Genomic DNA, 20,664 nt, shown 5'->3' with positions numbered 1-20,664 from the left:
AGGCATGAAGCGCGTGACAGGCCACGGCACCCGTTCCCGGTGCGCGGTATCGGCGGCGCTGCTGCTGACCCCGAGCCTGCTGCTGGCGGCCTGCACCGCCGACGCCGAGCCGCGTCCGACCGTCACCGCGTCGCCGCCCGCGCCCACGGCCGCCGAGACCGCGCCGTCCGCGGGGGCCTCGGCTTCCTGGCGGCCGATCGACGATCCGGTCGACGTCGCGACGCAGCTGGAGGTCCCGTGGTCGGTGATCGTGCTCGCCGACGGTACGCAGCTGGTGAGCCAGCGCGACACGGGCGCGGTCCTCGAGGTGGATGCCGAGGGCGTGACCCGCGTCGTCGGCGAGATCGACCTCACCGCGGCCGTCGGCGAGGGCGGACTGCTCGGACTCGCGGTGCGCGACGACGACGATCAGACGCTGCTCTACGCCTACCTCACGACGGCCGACGACAACCGCGTCGTGCGGATGCGGCTCGAGGGAGACCCGGGCGACCGCCGGCTCGGCGACGCCGAGATCGTCATCGACGGGATCCCGCGCGACCGGGTGCACAACGGCGGCCGGATCGCCTTCGGCCCGGACGACCGGCTGTACGTCGCGACCGGCGACGCCGGCGACCCGACGACGGCGCAGGACCCGTCGTCGCTCGCGGGCAAGATCCTGCGGCTCACGGCCGACGGCGAGCCGGCCCCCGGCAATCCGTTCGACAACGAGGTCTACTCGCTCGGCCACCGCAACGTGCAGGGCCTGGCGTGGACGCAGGACGGCAGCCTCTGGGCGACCGAGTTCGGGCAGGACCGCTTCGACGAGCTCAACCGCATCGAGGCGGGCGGAAACTACGGCTGGCCCGTCGTCGAGGGTGGATCCGACGACGCGCGGTTCGTCGCGCCGGCGGTCACCTGGACCCCCGACGAGGCGAGCCCGAGCGGTCTCGGCGCACGGGGGAGCACGCTGTTCGTCGCCGCGTTGCGGGGCGAGCGCGTCTGGCAGGTCGACGTCACGGATGGGGCCGTCGCCGGTGAGCCGGTCGTGCTCTGGCAGACCGAGCTCGGCCGCGTGCGCGACGCCGTCGTGAGCGGCGACGAGCTGTGGCTGCTGACCAACAACACCGACGGCCGCGGCAACGCGGCAGCCGACGACGACCGCCTGGCGCGCGTCCCGCTGGCGCCGCAGAGCTGAGCGGGCTTGATAGCGTTCGGGGGAGACATTCCCAGACGGAGGATCCGATGACCGAACGCGTGACGTGGCTGCTCGTCGACGGCGAGAACATCGACGCAACGCTCGGCCAGTCGATCCTCGGGCGCCGCCCCCTGCCCGACGAGCGGCCGCGGTGGGACCGACTGCTGCAGTTCGTCGACGAGCAGTGGAAGCAGCCCGCTAAGGGGCTGTTCTTCCTCAACGCCAGCAACCATCTGCCGATGTCGTTCGTCCAGGCGCTGCTCGCGCTCGGCTACAAGCCGGTGCCGCTCTCGGGCGACACCGACGAGAAGGTCGTCGACATCGCCATCCAGCGCACGCTCGCCGCGCTGAAGGAGCGCACCGACGACGTCGTGCTCGTCAGCCACGACCGCGACTTCGTCGGCGAGATCGCGGCACTGACCGGCCCCGAGCGTCGCGTCGGCGTGCTGGCGTTCTCCGAGTTCCGCAGCAGCGAGCTCACCGCGATCCCGGGAGTCGAGTTCTTCGACCTCGAGTACGACGTCCACGCCTTCGATGCGCCGCTCCCGCGCGTCCGTGTCATCCCCATCGAGTCCTTCGACCCCTGGGAGTTCCTGGCCTGACCGGCCCGCCGGCCCGACGAACGTCTCGCCGAGCCGGCGCTCTCGCGCAGCTCAGAGGCTGCGGATGTGCTTGATGTTCGACTTCGCGGTCTCCAGCACGGCGCCGATGCCCCCGGCATCCTTCGCGCCGAGCACCATCTTGGCCATCGACATGCCGAAACCCGCGACCTGGTCGACCGTGATCGCGGCCGGCATCGACAGTGCGTCGGGGTCGGTGACGATGTCGACGAGCGCCGGACCGCGGTGCGCGAGAGCGGCCGACACGGCGGCGTCGAGGTCTGCGGGGTCGGTGACGCGCTGGGCGTGGAAGCCGAGCGCCGTGCCCACCGCGGCGAAGTCGACCATCGGCACGTCGACACCGAAATCGGGGAACCCGGCGACGAGCATCTCGGCCTTGACCATGCCGAGGGTCGAGTTGTTGAAGACGAACACGGTGAGCGGCAGGTCGTAGGCGGCGACGGTGATCAGCTCGCCCAGCAGCATGGACAGCCCGCCGTCGCCCGCGATCGCGATGACCTGCCGGTCGGGATAGGCCATCTGCGCGCCGAACGCGTGGGGGAGCGCGTTCGCCATCGATCCGTGTCGCCACGACGCGAGCAGGCGACGCTCAGGCCCGGGGGTGACGTAGCGGGCCTGCCACACGTTGCCCATGCCGGTGTCGGCGGTGAACACGGCGTCGGATGCCGCGATGCGGTCGATGACGGTCATCGCCCGTTCGGGATGGATCGGCTGCGCGTCGGAGTCGGTGTAGGTCGCGACGGAGTCCGTCATCGCCTTCCGGTACCGCTTGAGGGTGTGGTCGAGGAACGTGCTGTCGGTCTTCGCCGACGTGTGCGCGCGCAGCGCTTCGACGGTGAGCCCGACGTCCCCGTGCACGGGATGGGTGACACCGGCCCGGCGTCCGAGCCGCTGAGCGTCGACGTCGACCTGGGCGATGACGGTGTCGGCGCCGTCCGGCAGGAACTGCTCGTAGGGAAAGTCGGTGCCGAGCATCAGCAGGAGATCGACGTCGTGCATCGCGTGGTCGATCGCGCCGTAGCCGAGCAGGCCCGACATGCCGACGTCGAAGCGGTTGTCGTACTGGATCCACTGCTTGCCGCGCAGCGAATGTCCCATCGGAGCCTGCAGGTGCTCGGCGAGGGCGATGACCTCCTCGCGCGCGTCGCGGACACCCTCACCGGCGAAGATCGCGATCTTCTCGGCGCGGTCGATCGCTGCGGCGAGCTCGGTCACGGTGCGCTCGTCGGGGGCGACGCGACCGGGCCGTGCGGCCACGAACGGCGGGAACTCTCCAGTCGAGTGCTTCTCGGCCAGGTCTCCCGGCAGGACGATGACCGACACCGCCGAGCCCGCGGTGGCTTGCCGGATCGCGGAGTTCACGACGCGCGGCGACTGCTCGGGCGTCACGATCATCTCGCAGTAGTCGCTGCACTCCGTGAAGAGGCGCTCGGGGTGGGTCTCCTGGAAATAGTCGGAGCCGATCTGCAGGCTCGGGATGTGGCTCGCGATCGCGAGCACGGGCACACCCGATCGCTGCGCGTCGTACAGCCCGTTGATGAGGTGCAGGTTGCCCGGACCGCAGCTTCCCGCGCACACCGCGAGCGCGCCGGTGAGCTCCGCGTCGGCGGCGGCGGCGAAGGCCGCGGCCTCTTCGTGACGGACATGGATCCAGTCGATCCCGCCCTTCGCGGCGCCACCCGTGCGTCGCACGGCGTCGACGATCGGATTCAGCGAGTCGCCGACGATGCCGTAGATGCGCGTCACCCCCGCATCGATGAGCTGGGCGACGATCTGCTCGGCGACGTTCTGCGGCACGGGGGCTCCTTCGACAGAGGGCGGGGGGACTGACCTCAGTCTCGTCCGGTCTCTTATGCCTCTGCCAGGGGTTGCGGATGCCCCGGCTGAGTCCCTGCGTCGTCGCGCCTGGAGGCCGTCAGGCCGTCACGCCTTCAGATCGGGAAAATCCGACTCGCGCCATTCCGCCAGGATGCGTTCCCGCGCGTCGGCGGCGGCCACCTCGCGTTCGCGCAGCTCGACGCGGCGGATCTTGCCCGAGATGGTCTTGGGCAGCTCGAGGAATTCGACGCGACGAACCCGCATGTACGGCGGCATGTGCTCACGCGCGTGCGCGAGGATCGCGCGCGCCGTCTCCGGCGTCGCCTCCCACGACGCCGCGAGGGCGACGTACGCCTTCACGACGTTCAGCCGGACGGCATCCGGTGCCCCCACGACGCCGGCCTCCGCGACGGCCGGGTGGGTCAGCAGAATCGACTCGACCTCGAACGGCGACACCTTGAAGTCGCTGGCCTTGAAGACGTCGTCGGTGCGGCCGACGAAGGTCAACTGGCCGTCGGCGTCGCGCACCGCGACATCGCTCGTGTGGTAGTAGCCGTTGTGGTCGACCGTCGCCGTGCGTTCGGGCTCGCCGAGGTAGCCGGGCATGAGGTTCAGGGGCCGTGCCGGAGCGGTCGGCAGACAGATCTCGCCTTCGTCGCCGACTTCTCCGGTGAGCGGATCGATCAGCACGATGTCGTTACCCGGGAGGGGACGCCCCATCGCCCCCGGGGTGACGGGCACGCCCGGGGTGTTGCCGATCACCGCCGTCAGCTCGGTCTGCCCGTAGCCGTCGCGGATCTGGAGCCCCCACCACCGCTGGATGGTGTCGATGACCTCGGGGTTGAGCGGCTCTCCCGCCGACAGCAGCTCGCGCAGCGCCCGCGGCCGCTTCTCGAGGTCGGCCTGGATGAGCATCCGCCAGACGGTCGGCGGGGCGCAGAAGGTGTCGACGGCGTTGCGGTCGAGCTGGTCGACCAGGCGGGCGGCGTCGAAGCGCGAGTAGTTGTAGACGAAGATGGTGGCCTCGGCGATCCACGGCGCGAAGAACAGACTCCACGCGTGCTTGCCCCAGCCGGGCGCACTGATCGTCATGTGCACGTCACCGGGGCGTACGCCGATCCAATAGGTCGTCGAGAGGTGGCCCACGGGGTAGCTCACGTGGGTGTGCACGACCATCTTCGGACGCGACGTGGTGCCGGAGGTGAAGTAGACGATCGCCGGGTCGTCCGAGCCGACGACGACCCCGGGCGCGGAGTCGGCGGCCGTCGCCGCGTCGGCGAATGCGTGCCAGCCGCCGCGCTCGCCACCCACGACGATGCGCTCGAAAGCGCCCTCGATGGAGTCGAACTTCGCAGCGTCCGTCGGGTCGGCGAGCACCGCGCGGATGTCGGCCCGCTCGACGCGCTCGACGAGGTCGTCGGTGCCGAGCACGACCGAGGTGGGCAGGATGACCGCACCGATCTTCAGGATCGCGAGCATCGCCTCCCACAGCTCGACACGGTTGCCCAGCATGAGCATCACGGCGTCGCCGTGCCCGATACCGAGCCCGGTCAGCCAGTTCGCGACCCGATTCGACCGACGCCGCATCTCGTCGTAGGTGACGCGGGTCTCGGTGCCGTCGTCCTCGACGACGTGGAGCGCGATGCGCTCGTTGCCCGCGGCGACGGCGTCGAACCAGTCGACCGCCCAGTTGAAGTGCGGACCGACGTCGGGCCAGGCGAAGTCCGCGTGCGCCACTCCGGGGGAGTGGGCGTTGTCGAGCAGGAAGTCGCGGGCGGAGCGGAACGCCGCGGTGGCGGCGGTCGGCGCGGTCGCGTCGGGAGAAGACATGGGCCTCGGATCTGTTCTCGCGCCCGCTCGGGAACGGCGGCCGCCATTCCGAGTCTAGGAAGGTGCGGATGCGGTGCGCAGCATGGGCTGCGTGGGCGGGCGTGGGCCCGGCCCGCGCGGGCCCCGATCGTCAGCGCGAGTCGATCACCCGCATCGTCTCGCCGTCGACGAGCACCGCCTGATCGTCGCGCAGCGGGAGCAGGGCGAAGGTGGAGCCGAAGGTGTCGATGGTGCGCTGGATCAGATCGGGCGGATAAGGCGGAAGCGCGCCGTCCGCGTGAGGGATCACGGTGACATCGACCAGCCCGAGACCCGCCGAGCTCTCGAGGGCCGGTCCGTCTGCCGGGTCGTCCATGAGCGACGCGGGGGTCACATCGGGTCCTGCGACGATCGAGCCCGCGCTGAGACCGATGTAGGGCAGACCGCGTCGCACGTGATCGACGAGGACGGCGTCGCTGCCCGAGATGCGGAGCGCCTCGAGCAGCGCGAAGGTGCTGCCTCCGGCGACGTAGACGGCGCTCGCGCCGGTCAGCAGCTCGGCGACGTCAGCCGGCGCCGTGTCGCGCAGGGTCACCTCGATCACCGCACGACCGAACGAGGCCACCGAGGCGCGCTCAGCGGCGACGAACGGTGCGTCGGCGAGGGCCGCCTGGGCGTCGGCGACGTAGACGATCGGGCCGTCACCGGCGGGATCCGTCTCGCCGAGGAACGCGCGCGCGGCGCCGGCACGCAGGGAGAGGAGGAGCATTCGCACGCCGACACGCTACCGAGCGCGTCCGACACCCCCGGCGGGGGAGGATGGGGACATGACCCGCGCGACCGTCCTCGCCCTGCTCCTCGACGCCGTCCTCGTGGTGGCCTTCGCGGCGACGGGGCGCGCGAGCCACGACTCCGAGGTCCTGGCCGGACTCGGTCAGACCGCGTGGCCGTTCCTCGTGAGCCTCGCGGGCGGGTGGCTCACGGTGCGCGCGTGGCGGTCACCCACCGCCGTCGTGCCCACCGGCCTCGTCGTCTGGGTCATGACGGTCGCGGGCGGGATGCTGCTGCGCGCGGTGTCGGGCCAGGGGACCGCGCTGCCGTTCGTGATCGTGGCGACGCTCACCCTGCTGGTGCTGCTCGTCGGCTGGCGTCTCGTCGCGCGCGGGATCCGGGCGCTGCGGGCGCGGAGCGGTGGGCGTACTCGCAGCGGGGATGTCGTGCCCCGCGCGTAATCTGGCCGACATGCGTCGCCCCACTCCCGATCCCGTCGGCCCCGGACAGGAATCCGTCTGGGATTACCCGCGGCCGCCTCGCCTGGAGCGCGTCAACGCGCGCGTGACGATCGACTTCGCTGCCGTGACGATCGTCGACACCGACGACGTCGTCCGGGTGCTCGAGACGAGCCATCCGCCGGTGTACTACCTGCCCGCCGCGGCGTTCGTGCCCGGTTCGCTGGTACCCGCCTCGGGCTCGTCGTTCTGCGAGTTCAAGGGAGCCGCCGAGTACTTCGATGTCGTCCGTGGTGCGGCCGTCCGCGAACGCGCAGCATGGGGCTACCCCGACCCGTCGCCCGGGTACGAGGAGCTCGTGGGTCGGGTCGCCGTCTACGCGGGCGGCATGGACCGGTGCACGGTCGACGGCGAGGTCGTCGTGCCCCAGCCCGGGGGGTTCTACGGCGGTTGGGTCACCGCCGCCCTCGCGGGCCCGTTCAAGGGCATCCCCGGCTCGATGGGGTGGTGAGGCCCCGGAGCGGGCCCGCGGAGGGACGGGCCCGGCGCGCTCCGACCGCCGGCAGGGCGGCCGTTGCGGCGAGCAGTCGCGGCGAGCGTCGGGCGAGGTCTCAGCGCTCGGCGCGGGCCAGGTTCGCGCGCAGCTCGTCGGCGTTCTGACGCACGACGTAGGCGGGCTGGTCGCGCTCGACTCGCCAGCTCTCCGCGAGCGAGCCGATGTCGACCGTGTCGAAGCCGAACTCGTCGTACAGTGCCGTCACGTGGGCGACCGCGTCGGAGTGGTCGCTCGCGGTCGCGAGCGCGCGGCGGTCGGCTGATCCGGCGGGGGCGCCGTCGGTGGTGATGTCGGCGGCGGGGATGTGGTTGAAGGCCTTCGCGACCTTCGCGCCGACGAGGTGCTGCTGCGCCATCTCGGTCGTCGTCGTCCGCTTCTCGTCGAGTTCGGGGATGCGGCCGTCGCGTTCCCAGTAGTAGTTGTTGGTGTCGAGCACGATCTTGCCGCTGAGAGGCCCGGCGGGGATGTCGCCCAGTGCCTTCAGCGGCACGGTCACGACCGCCCAATCCGCGGCCTCCGCCGCCTCGTGCGCCGTCGCGGCCCGCGCGCGATCGCCGAGCCGTGCGATGAGGTCGCCCAGCGTCTCGGGCCCGCGTGAATTGGCGATGACGACGTCGTAACCGCGCGCGACCAGCCCCTCCGCGAGAGCGCTGCCGATGTGTCCTGCTCCGATGATTCCCACAGTGGTCATGTCGACCCCAACCGGTGCCACCCCTCACCGCATTCCCGGGCTCCATCGCCGGCCGCGCGCCGCGAACCCACACGCTCGCATCGAGCCGGCCACGTGTCCGCGGTGCGCGAGGGGTGGGCTCGCAGGGGAAGGGTCAGAGGATCTGGCCGATGGGCTCGCGCTTCTCGGCCTGGAAACGGTCCTCCGTGCGGCCGCGGGCCCAGTAGCCCGAGAGCGAGACGCGAGCGCGGTCGAGTCCACGCTCGTCGAAGAGCACGCGGCGCAGGGCCTTCATCGACTCACGCTCGCCGTGCGCGAACACCTGCACGTCGCCGGCGTGCCAGTCGCACTGGCGCACGACGGCGGCGAGGGCGTCGGGGTCGTGGCCCGCATCGACGATCCACTCGACCTCGATGCCGGCGGGGGCCGCGAGGGGCAGGATCGCCTCATCGGACTCGACCTCGATGAAGGCACGCCCGGTCGCATCGGCCGGGAGCGCTTCGAGGGCCGCGGCGATCGCCGGAACGGCCGACAGGTCGCCCGCGAGCAGGTGCCAGTCGGCCGCGGCATCCGGGGCGTAGCCGCCGCCCGGCCCCATGAGCTCGATGCGCTCGCCGACCTGCGCGCGCCCCGCCCACGGGCCCGCGAGGCCCTCGTCGCCGTGCACGACGAAGTCGATCGAGAGCGTGCCGGCCACGGCGTCCACGCTGCGAACCGTGTACGTGCGCGTCACCGGAGCCGACTCCGGTGCGGGCGTCGTGAACTTGAGCTTGACGTACTTGTCGGTCTCGGGCCGGTTCTCGAAGCCGGCGAAGCCGTCACCGCCCAGAGTCACCCGCACGAGCTGTGCCGACAGGCGCTCGGTCGCGACGACCTCGAGCTCGATGCTCGGACGGGGAGAACGGGGAGCGGTGCGCGAAGATAGGGCCACCTAACCACGGTACCCCGCGCGCGGGGGCCGTCAGACGAAGCGCACCCAGTTCGCCCCGGCGCCGGTCTCGGCCTGCTGCAGGAGCGTCAGCTCGGCGCCATCGACGGCGTAGAGCGAGACGGTGCGCGACTTCTCGCCCGCCGCGATCAAACGGTCTCCGTCGGGCGAGATCGCGAAACCGCGGGGCTGGGGCTCGGTCGGGATGAAGCTCGCGACAGCCTCGACGGTGCCGTCGGCAGCGACGGGTGCGGCGCCGAGGGTGCTGGTCGAGCGCTCGGAGGTCCACAGGTGGCGCTCGTCGGCTCCGAAGTGGATGTCGGCGCCCCAGACGGCGTGATTGGCGACGGGATCGCCGCCGATCTCGCCGAGGACGAGGCCGGCGGCGGGATCGACCGCCGGGGTCTGCGATCGCAGCTCGAGGGCGCCGGTCTCGCGGTCCCGGGTGAAGTGGAGCACCTCGCCCGAGTACTCGGTCATCACGTAGAGCGCGTCCTCGGCGCGGTTGAGCACGAGGTGACGGGGTCCGCTTCCGGCGGGTGCGGTGGCGGTTCCCGACCCGACCGGCGAGAGCGAGAGATCGTCGTCGAGCGCGTACTGGGCGACGAGGTCGTCGCCCAGCGAAACGAAGTAGACGAAGCGGCCGTCCGACGACGGCAGCACGGCATGCAGCTTGGAGAACTCCACGCGACCCGTGGGTGCGCCGACGTCGCCGTCGGTGATGGGCGCGACGAAGCCGTAGTCGCCACCGTACGAGGCGGCGAGCAACGCCGTGCCGTCGCGGGTGAGGGCGATGTAGCTGACCGAGCCGTCCGGCAGTGCGACGCGCGAGCGCGGGGTCAGCTCACCGGACGCGGTGTCGAGCGCCAGCGTGACGATCGCGGCGGGCTCGTCCTTCGCGGCGCCCTTGACGCCGGCGTACACGAGACCCCGTTCCGCGTCGACCGCGAACGTGCCGGTGCCGGTGAGGCCCTCGGCGACGAAGAGACGGTCGAGCGCGTCATCCGCGAGACGGAAGACGCTGATGCTGCTGTCGCCCGCATTGGCGACCAGGACGAGAGAGGAATCAGACACCCTGCGAGCCTAGCCGCGTGCTCGGAGGCCTCGACGGCAGAAGTGCACCACCGGGACTGATAAACTCGCGGACGGAAGTGTGTCCGAGCGGCCTAAGGAGCATGGCTGGAATCCATGTAGGCGGGGTAACTCGCCTCGCAGGTTCAAATCCTGTCACTTCCGCCACATCGATGGGCGTCCCTCCTTCCGGAGCGACGCCCATCGTCATTCCAGGATGCCGGCCCAGACGCGTCCGCCTTCGGCGATGCGCTGCGAGGCGTCGAGCCGAGCGGCCGGGGTCGCGGGCTTACGGCGCGCCTGCGCGTGGATGCAGCCCGCGAACTCCGCGGTGAAGTCCAGACGCGGATGCCGCGCCGTGACGGCCCGCAGGACATCGGCGTCCCACAGCTCCGGTGCGAGGCCCGAGACGTCGAGACTCGTCGCCACCTCGAGCAGATGTCCCTCCGCGTCGAGGACGGGGTCGACGCTGAGCCACATGTGCCGCTCGATGACCTCGCGGACGCGTTCGCGGCGCGCGGGGGGCCACCCGGCCCCGGCCGCGAACATCCAGGCCGCCGCCCCGCCGGCCGACTCGAAGGCGATCTCGTGCGCGTCGAAGGCGGGGGTGACCCCAAGATCGTGGAGCATCGCGGCGACGAACAGCAGCTCGGGGTCGTGATCGAGGCCGAGCGCCCGGCCACGCAGCCGAGCCCACGCCCACGAGCGAATGCCGTGGTTCACGAGCGCCGGCGACGACCAGCGGCCCACGGCGTCGAGGGCGCGGGCCGCGGTCGGGGTGGGCGGGGTGAGGAGCTCGTCGATGTCGGTGGCCACGCGCTCATTCTCGGTCCCTCACGGCGCGGCATCCGCCGCCGGCGCGCACTCCGTCAGGGATCAGATCGACGGTGTCCCGAATGCGACGGCCGCGCCCCGATGGACCGTCACTCGGGGTCATGATGGCCCTCGGCACCCTCGAAGGGGTTTAGCGTCGGTGGGTCGCCATCGCGCGGCCATCCCCCACAGGAGCACCACCATGAGTTCTGCCACCGCGAACAACGCCGCCCCGGCGAAGCGGAAGAAGCCCTTCTACCGCTCGTTCGGTTTCCAGATCACGATCGCCCTCGTCGCCGGTGTCCTCCTCGGCCTGCTGGCGCGTCAGCTCGGCCCCGACGCCGCCGGCAACCCCAACGGTCTCGCCGCGACCCTGTCGACGATCGGCAGCGGGTACGTCACGTTGCTGCGCACGGCCGTCGTGCCGCTCATCTTCCTCGCGATCGTCGCCTCGATCACCCAGCTGCGCAACGTCACGAACGCCGCCCGCCTGGCCGGTCAGACGCTGCTGTGGTTCGGCATCACGGCGCTCATCGCCGTGACGATCGGCATCGTGCTGGGGGTGACCATCCAGCCGGGCGCGCGCGTCGACGCCGGCGAGCTCACGCCGGACGACCCCTCGAGCGTCGGCTCCTGGTGGAGCTTCCTCACCGGACTGATCCCGCAGAACTTCCTCGGCCTCTCCGTGTCGACCTCGATCAACCCCGAGACGGGGGCGGCGAGCTCGAGCATCGGCTACAACGTGCTTCAGATCATCGTCATCTCGGTCGCCATCGGCATCGCCGCTCTCAAGCTCGGCAAGCGCGCCGAGGCGTTCGTGTCCTTCACCGAGTCGGCGCTGAAGGTCGTCCAGCGCGTGCTGTGGTGGATCATCCGCATCGCTCCGGTCGGCACGCTCGGGCTCATCGGATCGGCCGTCGTCACGTACGGCTGGGAGAAGCTGACGACGCTGCTGTGGTTCGCCGTCGCCGTCTACGCCGGTCTCGCCCTCGTGCTGTTCGTGGTGTATCCGGTGCTCCTGAAGACCCACGGTCTGTCGATCCGTCAGTACTTCTCGGGCGTCTGGCCCGCCGTGCAGCTCGCGTTCGTCTCGCGGTCGTCCATCGGCACGCTGCCGCTCACGCAGCGCGTCACCGAACGCAACCTCGGTGTGCCGCGCGAGTACGCGTCGTTCGCCGTGCCCTTCGGTTCGACGACCAAGATGGACGGCTGCGCCGCGATCTACCCGGCCATCGCCGCCATCTTCGTCGCGCAGTTCTTCGGTCTCGAGCTCACCGCCGTGCAGTATCTCCTCATCGTCGTGGTCTCGGTGGTCGGCTCGGCCGCCACAGCGGGCACGACGGGCGCGACGGTGATGCTCACGCTCACGCTGACGACGCTGGGCCTGCCCCTCGAAGGCGTCGGCCTGCTCCTGGCGATCGACCCGATCCTCGACATGGGCCGCACCGCCGTGAACGTCGCCGGTCAGGCGCTCGTCCCCACGATCGTCGCCAAGCGCGAGGGGATCCTCGACCGCGAGCTCTACGACGCGGAGCGCTCGGGCGACCCCTTCGCCGACGACAGCGCCGACGAGCTGGAGGCATCTGCGCGGGCCTGACCTCGCGGTCGCCCTCCCCTCGGACGGGGCGCACCTTCCGGCGTCCGGCGCAGTTCTCTCGCGCTCGAAGACGGGGCGTGCGCCCCGTCGTCGTGTGCGAGGCGGCGCGCCCGGTCAGGCCCTCACGAGCGCGCGGGGCAGCAGCACGGCCCCCAGACGACGGGGCGTCGAGACCGACGCGAGCAGGCCGCGGCGGATCGCGAGGGCATCGGATGCCGCGGCGCGGCCGGCCTCGGAGTCACGTGCGCCGTCGGGCAGATCGAAGCTCGTCCGCTCGACGGCGGCGACGAGCGCGTCGACGGATCCGGCCGGCACCGAGGCCAGCGCGACGAGGCGCGATCCGAGGGCGCGGGGGCTCTCGGCTTCGTCGGTGCGGAGCCCCACGTCGCGTGCACTCTCGCGAACGATCCGCCACGCGGCGAGGATGTCGCCGCGCGTGGCGGCGGCGGCCTGCCACCGTCGCCGGAGCGCGCCGACCAGGGCCGGCAGCAGGAGCAGCGCGGCGAACCCGAGTATGACGCCGGCATAAGGGAGCGCGACGGTGACCGGTGAAGCGCCGGCGGCCGTGCCGGGGCTCGCGGACGACGTCGGCGCGGTCGTCGGCGCCCCGTCGGGGGCGAGCGACGCGGAGGGCTGCGGCGCGGGTGCGGGCGGGACGTCCTGTCCGCCGTCCTCCGGCACCGGCTGGGCCGACCGCGTGTACGTCGGGGGAGCGCCGAGGCTGTTCGTCGGCTCGAACGGGATCCAGCCGATGCCGGCGAAGAACACCTCGGGCCAGGCGTGCAGCTGCGAGCTGAGCACCGTCGACACCCCCTCGCCGTCGACGGTGTCGCCGTTCAGGGTGCCCGGCAGGTAGCCCACGACGATGCGCGAAGGCATGTCGAGGGTGCGGGCCATGACCGCGAACGCCGAGGCGAAGTGCACGCAGTATCCGCTGCGCACCTCGAGGAAGTCCGCGATCGCCTCGACACCCGACCCGTCGAAGCCGTCCGAGACCGGCGCATCGAGCGAGTAGGTGAATTCGCCGCTGCGGAACCAGCGTTGCAGGTCGGCCAGGCGGTCGTAATCGTTGAGGGCGCCGGCGGTGACCTCGCGGGCGGTCTGCTCGATGGACGCGGGCATGTCGTCGGGCAGCTGGGTCACGCTGTCGGGCAGGCCTTCGCGGGTCGTTCCGGCGGCCTGGATTTGCTCGAGCGTGGGACGCACGACGTGGGTCGTCGTGACGTACTGCTGGCCCTGCGTATCGGCGTCCGCCGCGACCACGGTGCGGTTGCTCGGCATCGCGTCCCAGCCGCCGGCGAGCTCGTCGACACGCACCGCGGGGCCGGGGATCGGAAGCCACGCCGACGAGAGCTGGGTGACGCTCACGGTCGTCTGGTACTCGGTCACCCGGATGTCGGCGTCGGCCACGACGGGGCCCAGCGCGTCGGGGGTGAGCGGGGTGGTCTCGTCCCGGTCGGGCTCCCATACCCGTCCGTCGAAGCTCGACAGCGTGGCGGCCCGCAGATAGGGCGCGCTCGGGGCGTTGGTGCGCGTCGTCAGCACCTCGACCTCGGTCGGGCGGCGCAGATCGTCGCCGAGCTCGAGGCTGGCGTTGATGGTGGTGGCGGGGCCGGTGCCGATCCCGGTCCGCGGGGCGGGGCGGGGGAGTTCGGGCGCGACGACGACCGTCGCGATGATCGCGGTGACGGCGAGGCAGGCGGCGAGGACTGCTCCCGATCGCCGCGAGGGTGCCGACGGGGCGCGGGCGGGCGATCCGTCCTCGGCAGCGGCGGCCGCCCGCGCGAGCGCACGCTCTCGTGAGCGCGTCTCGGAGCGGATGAGGAGCAGGAGCGCCGCGGCGAACACGACGAACGCGACGAGGTCGACGGATGCCGGCACCGAGAGGGCGGGGATCAGCCACACCGCGACCAGTGCGACGGAGGCGAGGAGCGGCATCCGTGCGGTGATGACCGTGTGGTCGAGGAGCACCGTGAGGGCGGCGACCGCGGTCACAGCGAGGATCGACAGCGGCCGACCGGCCGCGAGCGGGGCGACGCCGTTGACGATCTGGTCGCTCGCCCCGGCGACGATCGACGGCAGCTCCGCGATGGTGGCGGGGGTCGGGATCACGAGGAGCACGGCGCTGCCGCCGAAGTAGATCGCCATCACGAGCGCGGCGCCGACGACGAGCTCGGCGAGCGTGACCAGCGCGGCGGGCGTGCGCAGACGCCGCAGTCCCACCCCGATGGCGAGCACGGCGGCTGCGACCGCGATGGCCACGGCGAGCCAGGCGCCGGGCGCGACGACCCGCAGCAGCGGCACGATCGACGCGAGGATGGCGACGAGCAGGACGGCCGCGAGGCGGATGTCGCCCCCGCGGCTCAGCTCGGTCCGTGGCGGCATCGCGTTCGTGCGCTCGCGCCGCCCGACCCGGGTGTCAGAACGCGGCACGGGCGCTTCCCCTCTCGGTCGCGACGCGCCAGGCCTCGGCGAGGTCGCCGTCGGGCGCGAGCCCGGCGGCCCGCCATCCGGCATCCGTCGCGCGGGCGAGGACGGCGTCCGACGAGTCGGACGCGAGCAGGACGGGCAGAGCGCTGTGCGCCACGATGGGCGCGAGCGCGTCCGCGTCGGCGCCGGTGAGCTGCGCGGTGACGACGACCACCGGTCCCGCCACGGTTCCGGCGAACAGGCGGGCCAGTCCGGCGAGCCGGTCGTCGCCTCCGCTGACGACGGTGGCGAGGTCGAGCGCGAGCTGCTCGACCGCGACGGCATCGCCGGCCGCGACGGGCGAGCCGATGGGCCGCCCGTCCGTGTCGATGACGGTGACGTCGTAGCCCTCGCGCGAGAGCCGTGCGACGGCCGATACCGCTGCGGTCACGGCCGTCTCGAATGCCGGGTCGGCACCGGTCCGAGCCGCCGCCGCCGGCCAGCGCCGCGTCGCGCGATCGAGGACGACCGTGGCCTCGGGCGTGGACTCCTGCTCCTCCTGACGCACCATGAGCTCGTCGTGATGCGCGCTCGCCCGCCAGTTGATGCGCCGCATCGAGTCACCCGGCGCGTACGCGCGGGGGATGAGGTTGTCGGCGCCCTCGCCGAGCTGATGGGTGGCGGTGTGCAGACTGCCGCCGGCCTCGCCCGGGTACTCCATGAGCGGGGGCAGCGCGACGACGGCGGGGGTGACCGTCACCGATTCCACCCCGCCCAGACTCAGCCGGCGCCGCGTGAAGCCGAAGGGGTCGGTCACGAGCATCGAGAAGGGGCCGATGTCGCGGATGCCGCGCCGCGTCGCCCGGAGGTGGTAGGTCAGCCGGACGTGGTCGAGGGCGTTCGCGCCGGCGAGGATGCCGGTCGCGTCTCCCTCGATGCCCTCGGGCAGGCGGTCGGCCCAGCGCGCGATCGCGCCCGAGAGCCCACCGCGCGCGGTGGCGTGGACCGTGACGACGCTGCCCCGCCCGACGGCCGCGACGTCGGGTGCGAAGGAGCGCGAGACGTCGCCGTAGCGGTGGACGAACCACAATGACACCCATGCCAGAACGACGCTGGCCAGCAGCAGGACGCCGACGTAGAGCAGCTCGGCCACACCGAACGCGTGCGCGCACACGATCGATGCGACCCCGATCACGACGGCTCCGGTGCCCCGGAGCGTCAGCGGCCATGCCCGTGCGAGCGCTCCGAGGGCGCGCGCGGGCGGCGGCGGGGCGGGGGAGCCGGCCACGACGGTCTCAGCGCACCGGCAGCGGGACGGGGACCGTCGCCGCGATATCGGTCAGTGCGGCCTCGACGACCTCGGCGCCGCTGCGCCCCCGCGCCGCTCCGCTCGTCCGCGCCGGGATGAGTCGGTGTGCGAACACCGGCTGGAGCAGGTCGACGATGTCGTCGGGGATCACGAAGGCGCGCCCGTCGAGCGCGGCCCACACCTTGGCGGCGCGGACGAGCTGGAGCGTCGCCCGGGGGCTCGCACCGAGGCGCAGGTCGCGGTGCTCACGGGTGGCGCGGGCGATCGCCACGGCGTACTCCTCGACGGCCGGCGACACGTGCAGGCGCCGGGCCCAGGTGATCAGCTCCTGCACATCGCGCGCGGTGATGACGGGCGCGAGTGCCGAGAGCGGGTTGACGCTGTCGCGCTGGCGCAGCATCTGCGCCTCCGAGGCGGCGTCGGGATAGCCCATCGAGATGCGCATCATGAACCGGTCGCGCTGCGCCTCGGGAAGGGCATAGGTGCCCTCCATCTCGAGAGGGTTCTGCGTCGCGACGACCAGGAACGGCGCGGGCAGCAGGTGGGTGCGGCCGTCGACCGTCACCTGACGCTCCTCCATGGCCTCGAGCAGCGCCGACTGGGTCTTGGGTGAGGAGCGGTTGATCTCGTCGGCGATGACGATGTGGGCGAAGATCGCGCCCTGCTTGAACTCGAACTCCCGGTCGGCCTGATTGAAGACGCTCACCCCGGTCACGTCTCCCGGCAGCAGATCGGGGGTGAACTGGATGCGGCGGACCGTCGCGTCGACGGTCGCCGCGAGCGCCCGGGCGAGCACCGTCTTGCCCACTCCCGGCACGTCTTCGATGAGGAGGTGTCCCTCCGCGAGCAGGCAGACGAGGGCGGAGCGGACCGCCTCGGGCTTGCCGTCGATCACGCGGGCGATGCTCGCCGAGATCGCGTCGGTCGTGGCGGCGAACCGCTCCGGGCCGAGAGCAGCCTGTGTGCCGTCGTTGGTCATGCGATCCCCTCGTCGTCGGCATCGCGCGCGTCGCCGCGTCGCGCCTGTCTGGCGAGAGCCTAACCGGCCGTGGTGACGGGAGGACTCAGGTTCCGGGTTAGACTGGGGGCAGCTCTCCGCGAGGCGGCATCCAGGCCAATTCCCCCAGGACGGAAACGTAGCAAGGGTAACCGGGCTCTGCCGGGTTCGCGGAGAGTCTTACTTTTCCCCACCGTCGTGGCCTGCGGCATCCGCCGCCGCGACCGATGGGATATTCACGGCTCGTGGTCAGGCCTCTCCCTCTTAGGCTGAATCCGTGGCTCAGAGCATCTACATCACGTCCGCAGAAGGCCATTCCGCGAAGTCGATCATCGCGCTGGGGGTGCTCGAGGCGTTCAGCCGCGTGGCTCCGCGCGTCGGCGTCTTCCGCCCGATCGCCCGCTCGACGGACGAACGCGACTACGTCCTCGAGATGCTGCTCGATCACGACGGGGTCGACCTCGACTACGACGAGTGCATCGGCGTGACGTACGACGACATGCGCAGCGATCCCGACGGGGCGCTCTCGCGCATCGTCGAGCGCTACAAGTCGGTCGAGGCCCGATGCGATGCCGTCGTCATCATGGGCAGCGACTACACCGACGTCGGCTCTCCCGCCGAGCTCAGCTACAACGGCCGCATCGCGGTCAACCTCGGCGCGCCGGTGCTGCTCGTCCTCGGCGGGCGCGCGGGCCAGGGCGGGGGAGAGAAGCTCGGCTCGTCCGCGCCCCGCACGCCGGACGAGATGGGACAGATCGCCTCGCTCGCGGTCGCAGAGCTGCGCGGCGACCGCGCCGAGCTCTTCGCCGTCGTGGCCAACCGGGCCGACGGCGAGCGTCTCGACGAGATCGTCGAGGCGGTCCGCGGAGCGGTGCCGCAGAACGTTCCCGTCTGGGCCGTGCCCGAGGACCGCTTCCTCGTCTCCCCGTCGGTGAGCAGCGTGCTCACCGCGGTCGAGGGATCGCTCGTCAAGGGTGACGCCGAGCTGCTCGGCCGCGAGGTGTTCGGCGTCGTGATCGGCGCGATGTCGATGGTCAACGTGCTCCCGCGTCTCAGCGAGCGCGCGGTCGTCGTCATCCCGTCCGACCGCGCCGAAGTGCTCCTCGCCACCCTGCTCGCCCACGGATCGGGCACCTTCCCGTCGCTCTCCGCGATCGTGATCAACGGCGGTTTCCCGCTGCCCGAGGCGGTCGACCGGCTGATCGACGGCGTCGGCGAGACCCTCCCGATCATCGCGACCGACCTCGACACCTACGAGACCGCGGCACGCATCATGGGTACGCGCGGTCGCCTGGCCGCGGATTCCCGGCGGCACTACGACGCCGCGGTCGCTCTCTTCGAGCGGCACATCGACACGAACGAGCTGACCGAGGCGCTCGGCCTGGCGCGCTCCACGGTCGTGACGCCGCTGATGTTCGCGTACGGGCTCGTCGAGCGGGCGCGCACCGACCGGCGCCGCATCGTCCTGCCCGAGGCCGACGACGACCGTGTCCTGCACGCCGCCTCGATCGTGCTGGCCCGCGGCATCGCCGACATCACCCTGCTCGGCGAGGAGATCGAGGTGCGCTCGAGAGCGCTCGAGCTCGGCCTCGACCTGCGGGGCGCCGAGATCCTCTCGCCCTTCGACGCGGTGCACGTCGACAAGTTCGCACGCGAATACGAGAGCCTCCGTGCGCACAAGGGGATGACGTACGGACAGGCCGCCGACGCTGTTACGGACGTGTCGTACTTCGGCACCCTCATGGTGCACCTCGGCCTCGCCGACGGCATGGTCTCGGGTGCCGCGCACACGACGGCGCACACCATCCGACCGGCGTTCGAGATCATCAAGACCAAGCCGGGCGTCTCGGTCGTCTCGAGCGTGTTCCTCATGGCGCTCGCCGACCGCGTGCTGGTCTACGGCGACTGCGCCGTCATCCCCGACCCCACGAGCGAGCAGCTCGCCGACATCGCGGTCTCGTCGGCCGAGACGGCGAGCCAGTTCGGTATCGACCCGCGGGTGGCCATGCTCTCGTACTCGACCGGAGAGTCGGGGTCGGGCGCCGACGTCGACAAGGTGCGCGCGGCGACGGCGCTCGTCCGCGAGCGCGCGCCCGAACTGCTGGTCGAGGGGCCGATCCAGTACGACGCCGCGACGGATGCGGCGGTCGCGGCGAAGAAGATGCCGGGCTCGTCCGTCGCGGGCAAGGCGACCGTGTTCGTCTTCCCCGACCTCAACACGGGCAACAACACCTACAAGGCGGTCCAGCGCTCGGCCGGCGCCGTGGCGATCGGCCCGGTCTTGCAGGGTCTTAACAAGCCGATCAACGACCTCTCGCGCGGAGCCCTCGTCGAAGACATCGTCAACACCATCGCCATCACGGCGATCCAGGCCCAGGGAGGGGCGTCCGCATGAGCATCGTGCTCGTCATCAACAGCGGCTCGTCGTCGTTCAAGTACCAGCTGATCGACGCCGAGTCGGGTTCGCCGCGCGCCTCCGGCCTGGTCGAGCGGATCGGGCAGGACCGGGGACGGCTCAAGCACACGGTCTTCTTCCCCGACGTGTCGGCCGCGGGCGGCGAGGCCGCCGTGACGGCGACGGATGCGACCTACGAGCGGGAGCTGCCGATCGCCGACCACACCGCTGGCTTCCAGCTGATGCTCGACGCGTTCGCCGAGAACGGCCCCTCGCTCGAGCAGCACGCTCCCGTCGCGGTGGGACACCGGGTCGTGCACGGCGGCGCGCGATTCTTCGAACCCACGCTCATCACGCCGCTGGTCGAGATCAACATCGACGATCTGTCGGTGCTCGCGCCGCTCCACAACCCCGGCGCCCTGCAGGGCATCCGGGCGGCGAAGGCCGCCTTCGGCGACCTGCCGCACGTCGCCGTCTTCGACACGGCGTTCCACCAGACGATGCCGCCGGGCGCCTATACCTACGCCATCGACGCCGAGCTGGCCGAGGCGCACCGCGTCCGTCGCTACGGCTTCCACGGCACCTCGCACAAGTTCGTCTCGGAGGCCGCTGCCGCCCACCTCGGACGCCCGCTCGCCGACCTGCGACAGATCGTGTTCCACCTCGGCAACGGCGCGTCGGTCACCGCTATCGAGGGCGGACGCTCGATCGACACCTCGATGGGGATGACACCGCTCGAGGGGCTCGTCATGGGCACGCGCTCGGGCGACCTCGACCCCGCGGTGATCTTCCACCTCGCGCGTCGGGCCGAGATGACCATCCCCGAGCTCGACGACCTGCTGAACAAGCGCAGCGGGATGCTCGGGCTCGCGGGCGCGTCCGACATGCGCGACATCGAGGACGGGGTCGAACGGGGCGATGCCGCGGCCACGCTCGCCTTCGAGGTCTACGCCCACCGACTGCGCGCCTACGCCGGCGCCTACCTCGCGCAGCTCGGCGGCGTCGACGTCATCTCGTTCACCGCCGGCGTGGGCGAGAACTCGCCCCTCGTGCGCGCGGCGGCGCTGCAGACTCTGCAGTTCGCCGGCATCGAGATCGATCCGGAGCGCAACGCGCTGCGAGGTCGAGGCATCCGCCGGATCTCCACCGACACGTCGCGCGTCGAGGTCCTCGTCGTGCCGACGAACGAGGAGCTCGAGATCGCACGGCAGACGGTCGCGGTCATCGCGTGACCCTTCGGGGTCGCGACGTCTCCGCACGACGGCGCTC

17 protein-coding genes, 1 tRNA gene and 1 other RNA gene are annotated in these 20,664 nt (G+C 71.8%); 9 read left to right on the top strand and 10 right to left on the bottom strand.

Features of this window, described 5'->3' with window-relative positions; translation table 11 throughout:
- Positions 1–4: 4 nt before the first annotated feature.
- Together BLT21_RS04755 and BLT21_RS04750 are read left to right on the top strand one after the other, a co-directional pair.
- Positions 5–1,174 (top strand): PQQ-dependent sugar dehydrogenase, encoded by a 1,170-nt coding sequence (locus BLT21_RS04755; RefSeq protein WP_256335910.1) that lies wholly within the window; start codon positions 5–7, stop codon positions 1,172–1,174.
- A 47-nt stretch (positions 1,175–1,221) separates the two neighbouring features.
- Positions 1,222–1,776: an NYN domain-containing protein gene (locus BLT21_RS04750; RefSeq protein ID WP_091499849.1), complete on the top strand. Its 555-nt coding sequence runs from the start codon at positions 1,222–1,224 to the stop codon at positions 1,774–1,776.
- Between the two features lie 51 nt (positions 1,777–1,827).
- Here BLT21_RS04750 and BLT21_RS04745 read toward each other — a convergent pair whose 3' ends face one another.
- From BLT21_RS04745 to BLT21_RS04735, 3 genes are all read right to left on the bottom strand, one after another.
- Entirely contained in the window at positions 1,828–3,591 is a 1,764-nt protein-coding gene (locus BLT21_RS04745; protein ID WP_091499846.1) for a thiamine pyrophosphate-dependent enzyme, read from the bottom strand.
- Between the two features lie 126 nt (positions 3,592–3,717).
- Positions 3,718–5,442, bottom strand: coding sequence for an AMP-binding protein (locus BLT21_RS04740; RefSeq protein ID WP_091499843.1), 1,725 nt, complete (start codon positions 5,440–5,442; stop codon positions 3,718–3,720).
- Positions 5,443–5,572: 130 nt separating this feature from the next.
- Positions 5,573–6,190, bottom strand: coding sequence for a Type 1 glutamine amidotransferase-like domain-containing protein (locus BLT21_RS04735; protein ID WP_091499841.1), 618 nt, complete (start codon positions 6,188–6,190; stop codon positions 5,573–5,575).
- A gap of 58 nt (positions 6,191–6,248) precedes the next feature.
- On the opposite strand from BLT21_RS04735, the gene BLT21_RS04730 reads away from it, so the two are divergent.
- On the top strand, positions 6,249–6,653 hold the full coding sequence (locus BLT21_RS04730; protein WP_091499838.1) for a DUF3054 domain-containing protein: 405 nt from the start codon (positions 6,249–6,251) through the stop codon (positions 6,651–6,653).
- Between the two features lie 10 nt (positions 6,654–6,663).
- On the top strand, positions 6,664–7,161 hold the full coding sequence (locus tag BLT21_RS04725; protein ID WP_091499836.1) for a DUF427 domain-containing protein: 498 nt from the start codon (positions 6,664–6,666) through the stop codon (positions 7,159–7,161).
- A 100-nt stretch (positions 7,162–7,261) separates the two neighbouring features.
- Here BLT21_RS04725 and BLT21_RS04720 read toward each other — a convergent pair whose 3' ends face one another.
- The 3 genes from BLT21_RS04720 to BLT21_RS04710 form a co-directional block, all read right to left on the bottom strand.
- Positions 7,262–7,897 carry an NADPH-dependent F420 reductase gene (locus tag BLT21_RS04720; RefSeq protein ID WP_091499834.1) on the bottom strand — a complete coding sequence of 212 codons (636 nt, stop codon included), beginning with the start codon at positions 7,895–7,897 and terminating at the stop codon, positions 7,262–7,264.
- A 133-nt stretch (positions 7,898–8,030) separates the two neighbouring features.
- Positions 8,031–8,807, bottom strand: a complete 777-nt coding sequence (locus BLT21_RS04715; protein WP_091499831.1) for a siderophore-interacting protein — start codon at positions 8,805–8,807, stop codon at positions 8,031–8,033.
- Positions 8,808–8,837: 30 nt separating this feature from the next.
- A complete protein-coding gene (locus BLT21_RS04710) occupies positions 8,838–9,878 on the bottom strand; it encodes a lactonase family protein (RefSeq protein WP_091499828.1) in 1,041 nt (346 codons plus the stop codon).
- Positions 9,879–9,951: 73 nt separating this feature from the next.
- On the opposite strand from BLT21_RS04710, the gene BLT21_RS04705 reads away from it, so the two are divergent.
- Positions 9,952–10,043 (top strand) — tRNA-Ser (locus BLT21_RS04705).
- 39 nt (positions 10,044–10,082) lie between these two features.
- Here BLT21_RS04705 and BLT21_RS04700 read toward each other — a convergent pair.
- A complete protein-coding gene (locus BLT21_RS04700) occupies positions 10,083–10,691 on the bottom strand; it encodes an HD domain-containing protein (RefSeq protein ID WP_218125711.1) in 609 nt (202 codons plus the stop codon).
- A 199-nt stretch (positions 10,692–10,890) separates the two neighbouring features.
- Between BLT21_RS04700 and BLT21_RS04695 the strand changes: the two genes are divergently transcribed.
- A complete protein-coding gene (locus BLT21_RS04695; RefSeq protein WP_091499825.1) occupies positions 10,891–12,285 on the top strand; it encodes a dicarboxylate/amino acid:cation symporter in 1,395 nt (464 codons plus the stop codon).
- A 114-nt stretch (positions 12,286–12,399) separates the two neighbouring features.
- Here the strand turns inward: BLT21_RS04695 and BLT21_RS04690 are convergent, their stop codons facing one another.
- Genes BLT21_RS04690 through BLT21_RS04680 form a run of 3 tightly spaced genes read right to left on the bottom strand, consistent with a single transcriptional unit; the run spans position 12,400 to position 16,982 of the window.
- Complete coding sequence (locus BLT21_RS04690) at positions 12,400–14,718, bottom strand: transglutaminase TgpA family protein (protein ID WP_256335909.1); 2,319 nt, start codon at positions 14,716–14,718, stop codon at positions 12,400–12,402.
- Positions 14,705–15,982, bottom strand: coding sequence for a DUF58 domain-containing protein (locus BLT21_RS04685; RefSeq protein ID WP_091499822.1), 1,278 nt, complete (start codon positions 15,980–15,982; stop codon positions 14,705–14,707). Before BLT21_RS04685 ends, BLT21_RS04690 begins: the two co-directional genes overlap by 14 nt.
- Positions 15,983–15,989: 7 nt before the next feature.
- Entirely contained in the window at positions 15,990–16,982 is a 993-nt protein-coding gene (locus BLT21_RS04680; protein WP_091499819.1) for an AAA family ATPase, read from the bottom strand.
- 107 nt (positions 16,983–17,089) lie between these two features.
- Between BLT21_RS04680 and ffs the strand changes: the two genes are divergently transcribed.
- The 3 genes from ffs (at position 17,090) to BLT21_RS04665 (ending at position 20,627) form a co-directional block, all read left to right on the top strand.
- An RNA gene (ffs, locus tag BLT21_RS04675) (signal recognition particle sRNA small type) lies at positions 17,090–17,186 on the top strand.
- Between the two features lie 91 nt (positions 17,187–17,277).
- The gene (pta, locus tag BLT21_RS04670; protein ID WP_091499816.1) at positions 17,278–19,395 is read left to right on the top strand and encodes a phosphate acetyltransferase; all 2,118 of its coding nucleotides are present in this window, start codon (positions 17,278–17,280) and stop codon (positions 19,393–19,395) included.
- A complete protein-coding gene (locus tag BLT21_RS04665; RefSeq protein ID WP_091499813.1) occupies positions 19,392–20,627 on the top strand; it encodes an acetate/propionate family kinase in 1,236 nt (411 codons plus the stop codon). Before pta ends, BLT21_RS04665 begins: the two co-directional genes overlap by 4 nt.
- Positions 20,628–20,664 lie beyond the last annotated feature (37 nt).

Origin of the sequence: Microbacterium sp. cf332 (assembly GCF_900102175.1) — a bacterium.
Classification (GTDB): domain Bacteria; phylum Actinomycetota; class Actinomycetes; order Actinomycetales; family Microbacteriaceae; genus Microbacterium.
This window is presented reverse-complemented; position numbering and strand designations above follow the sequence as displayed.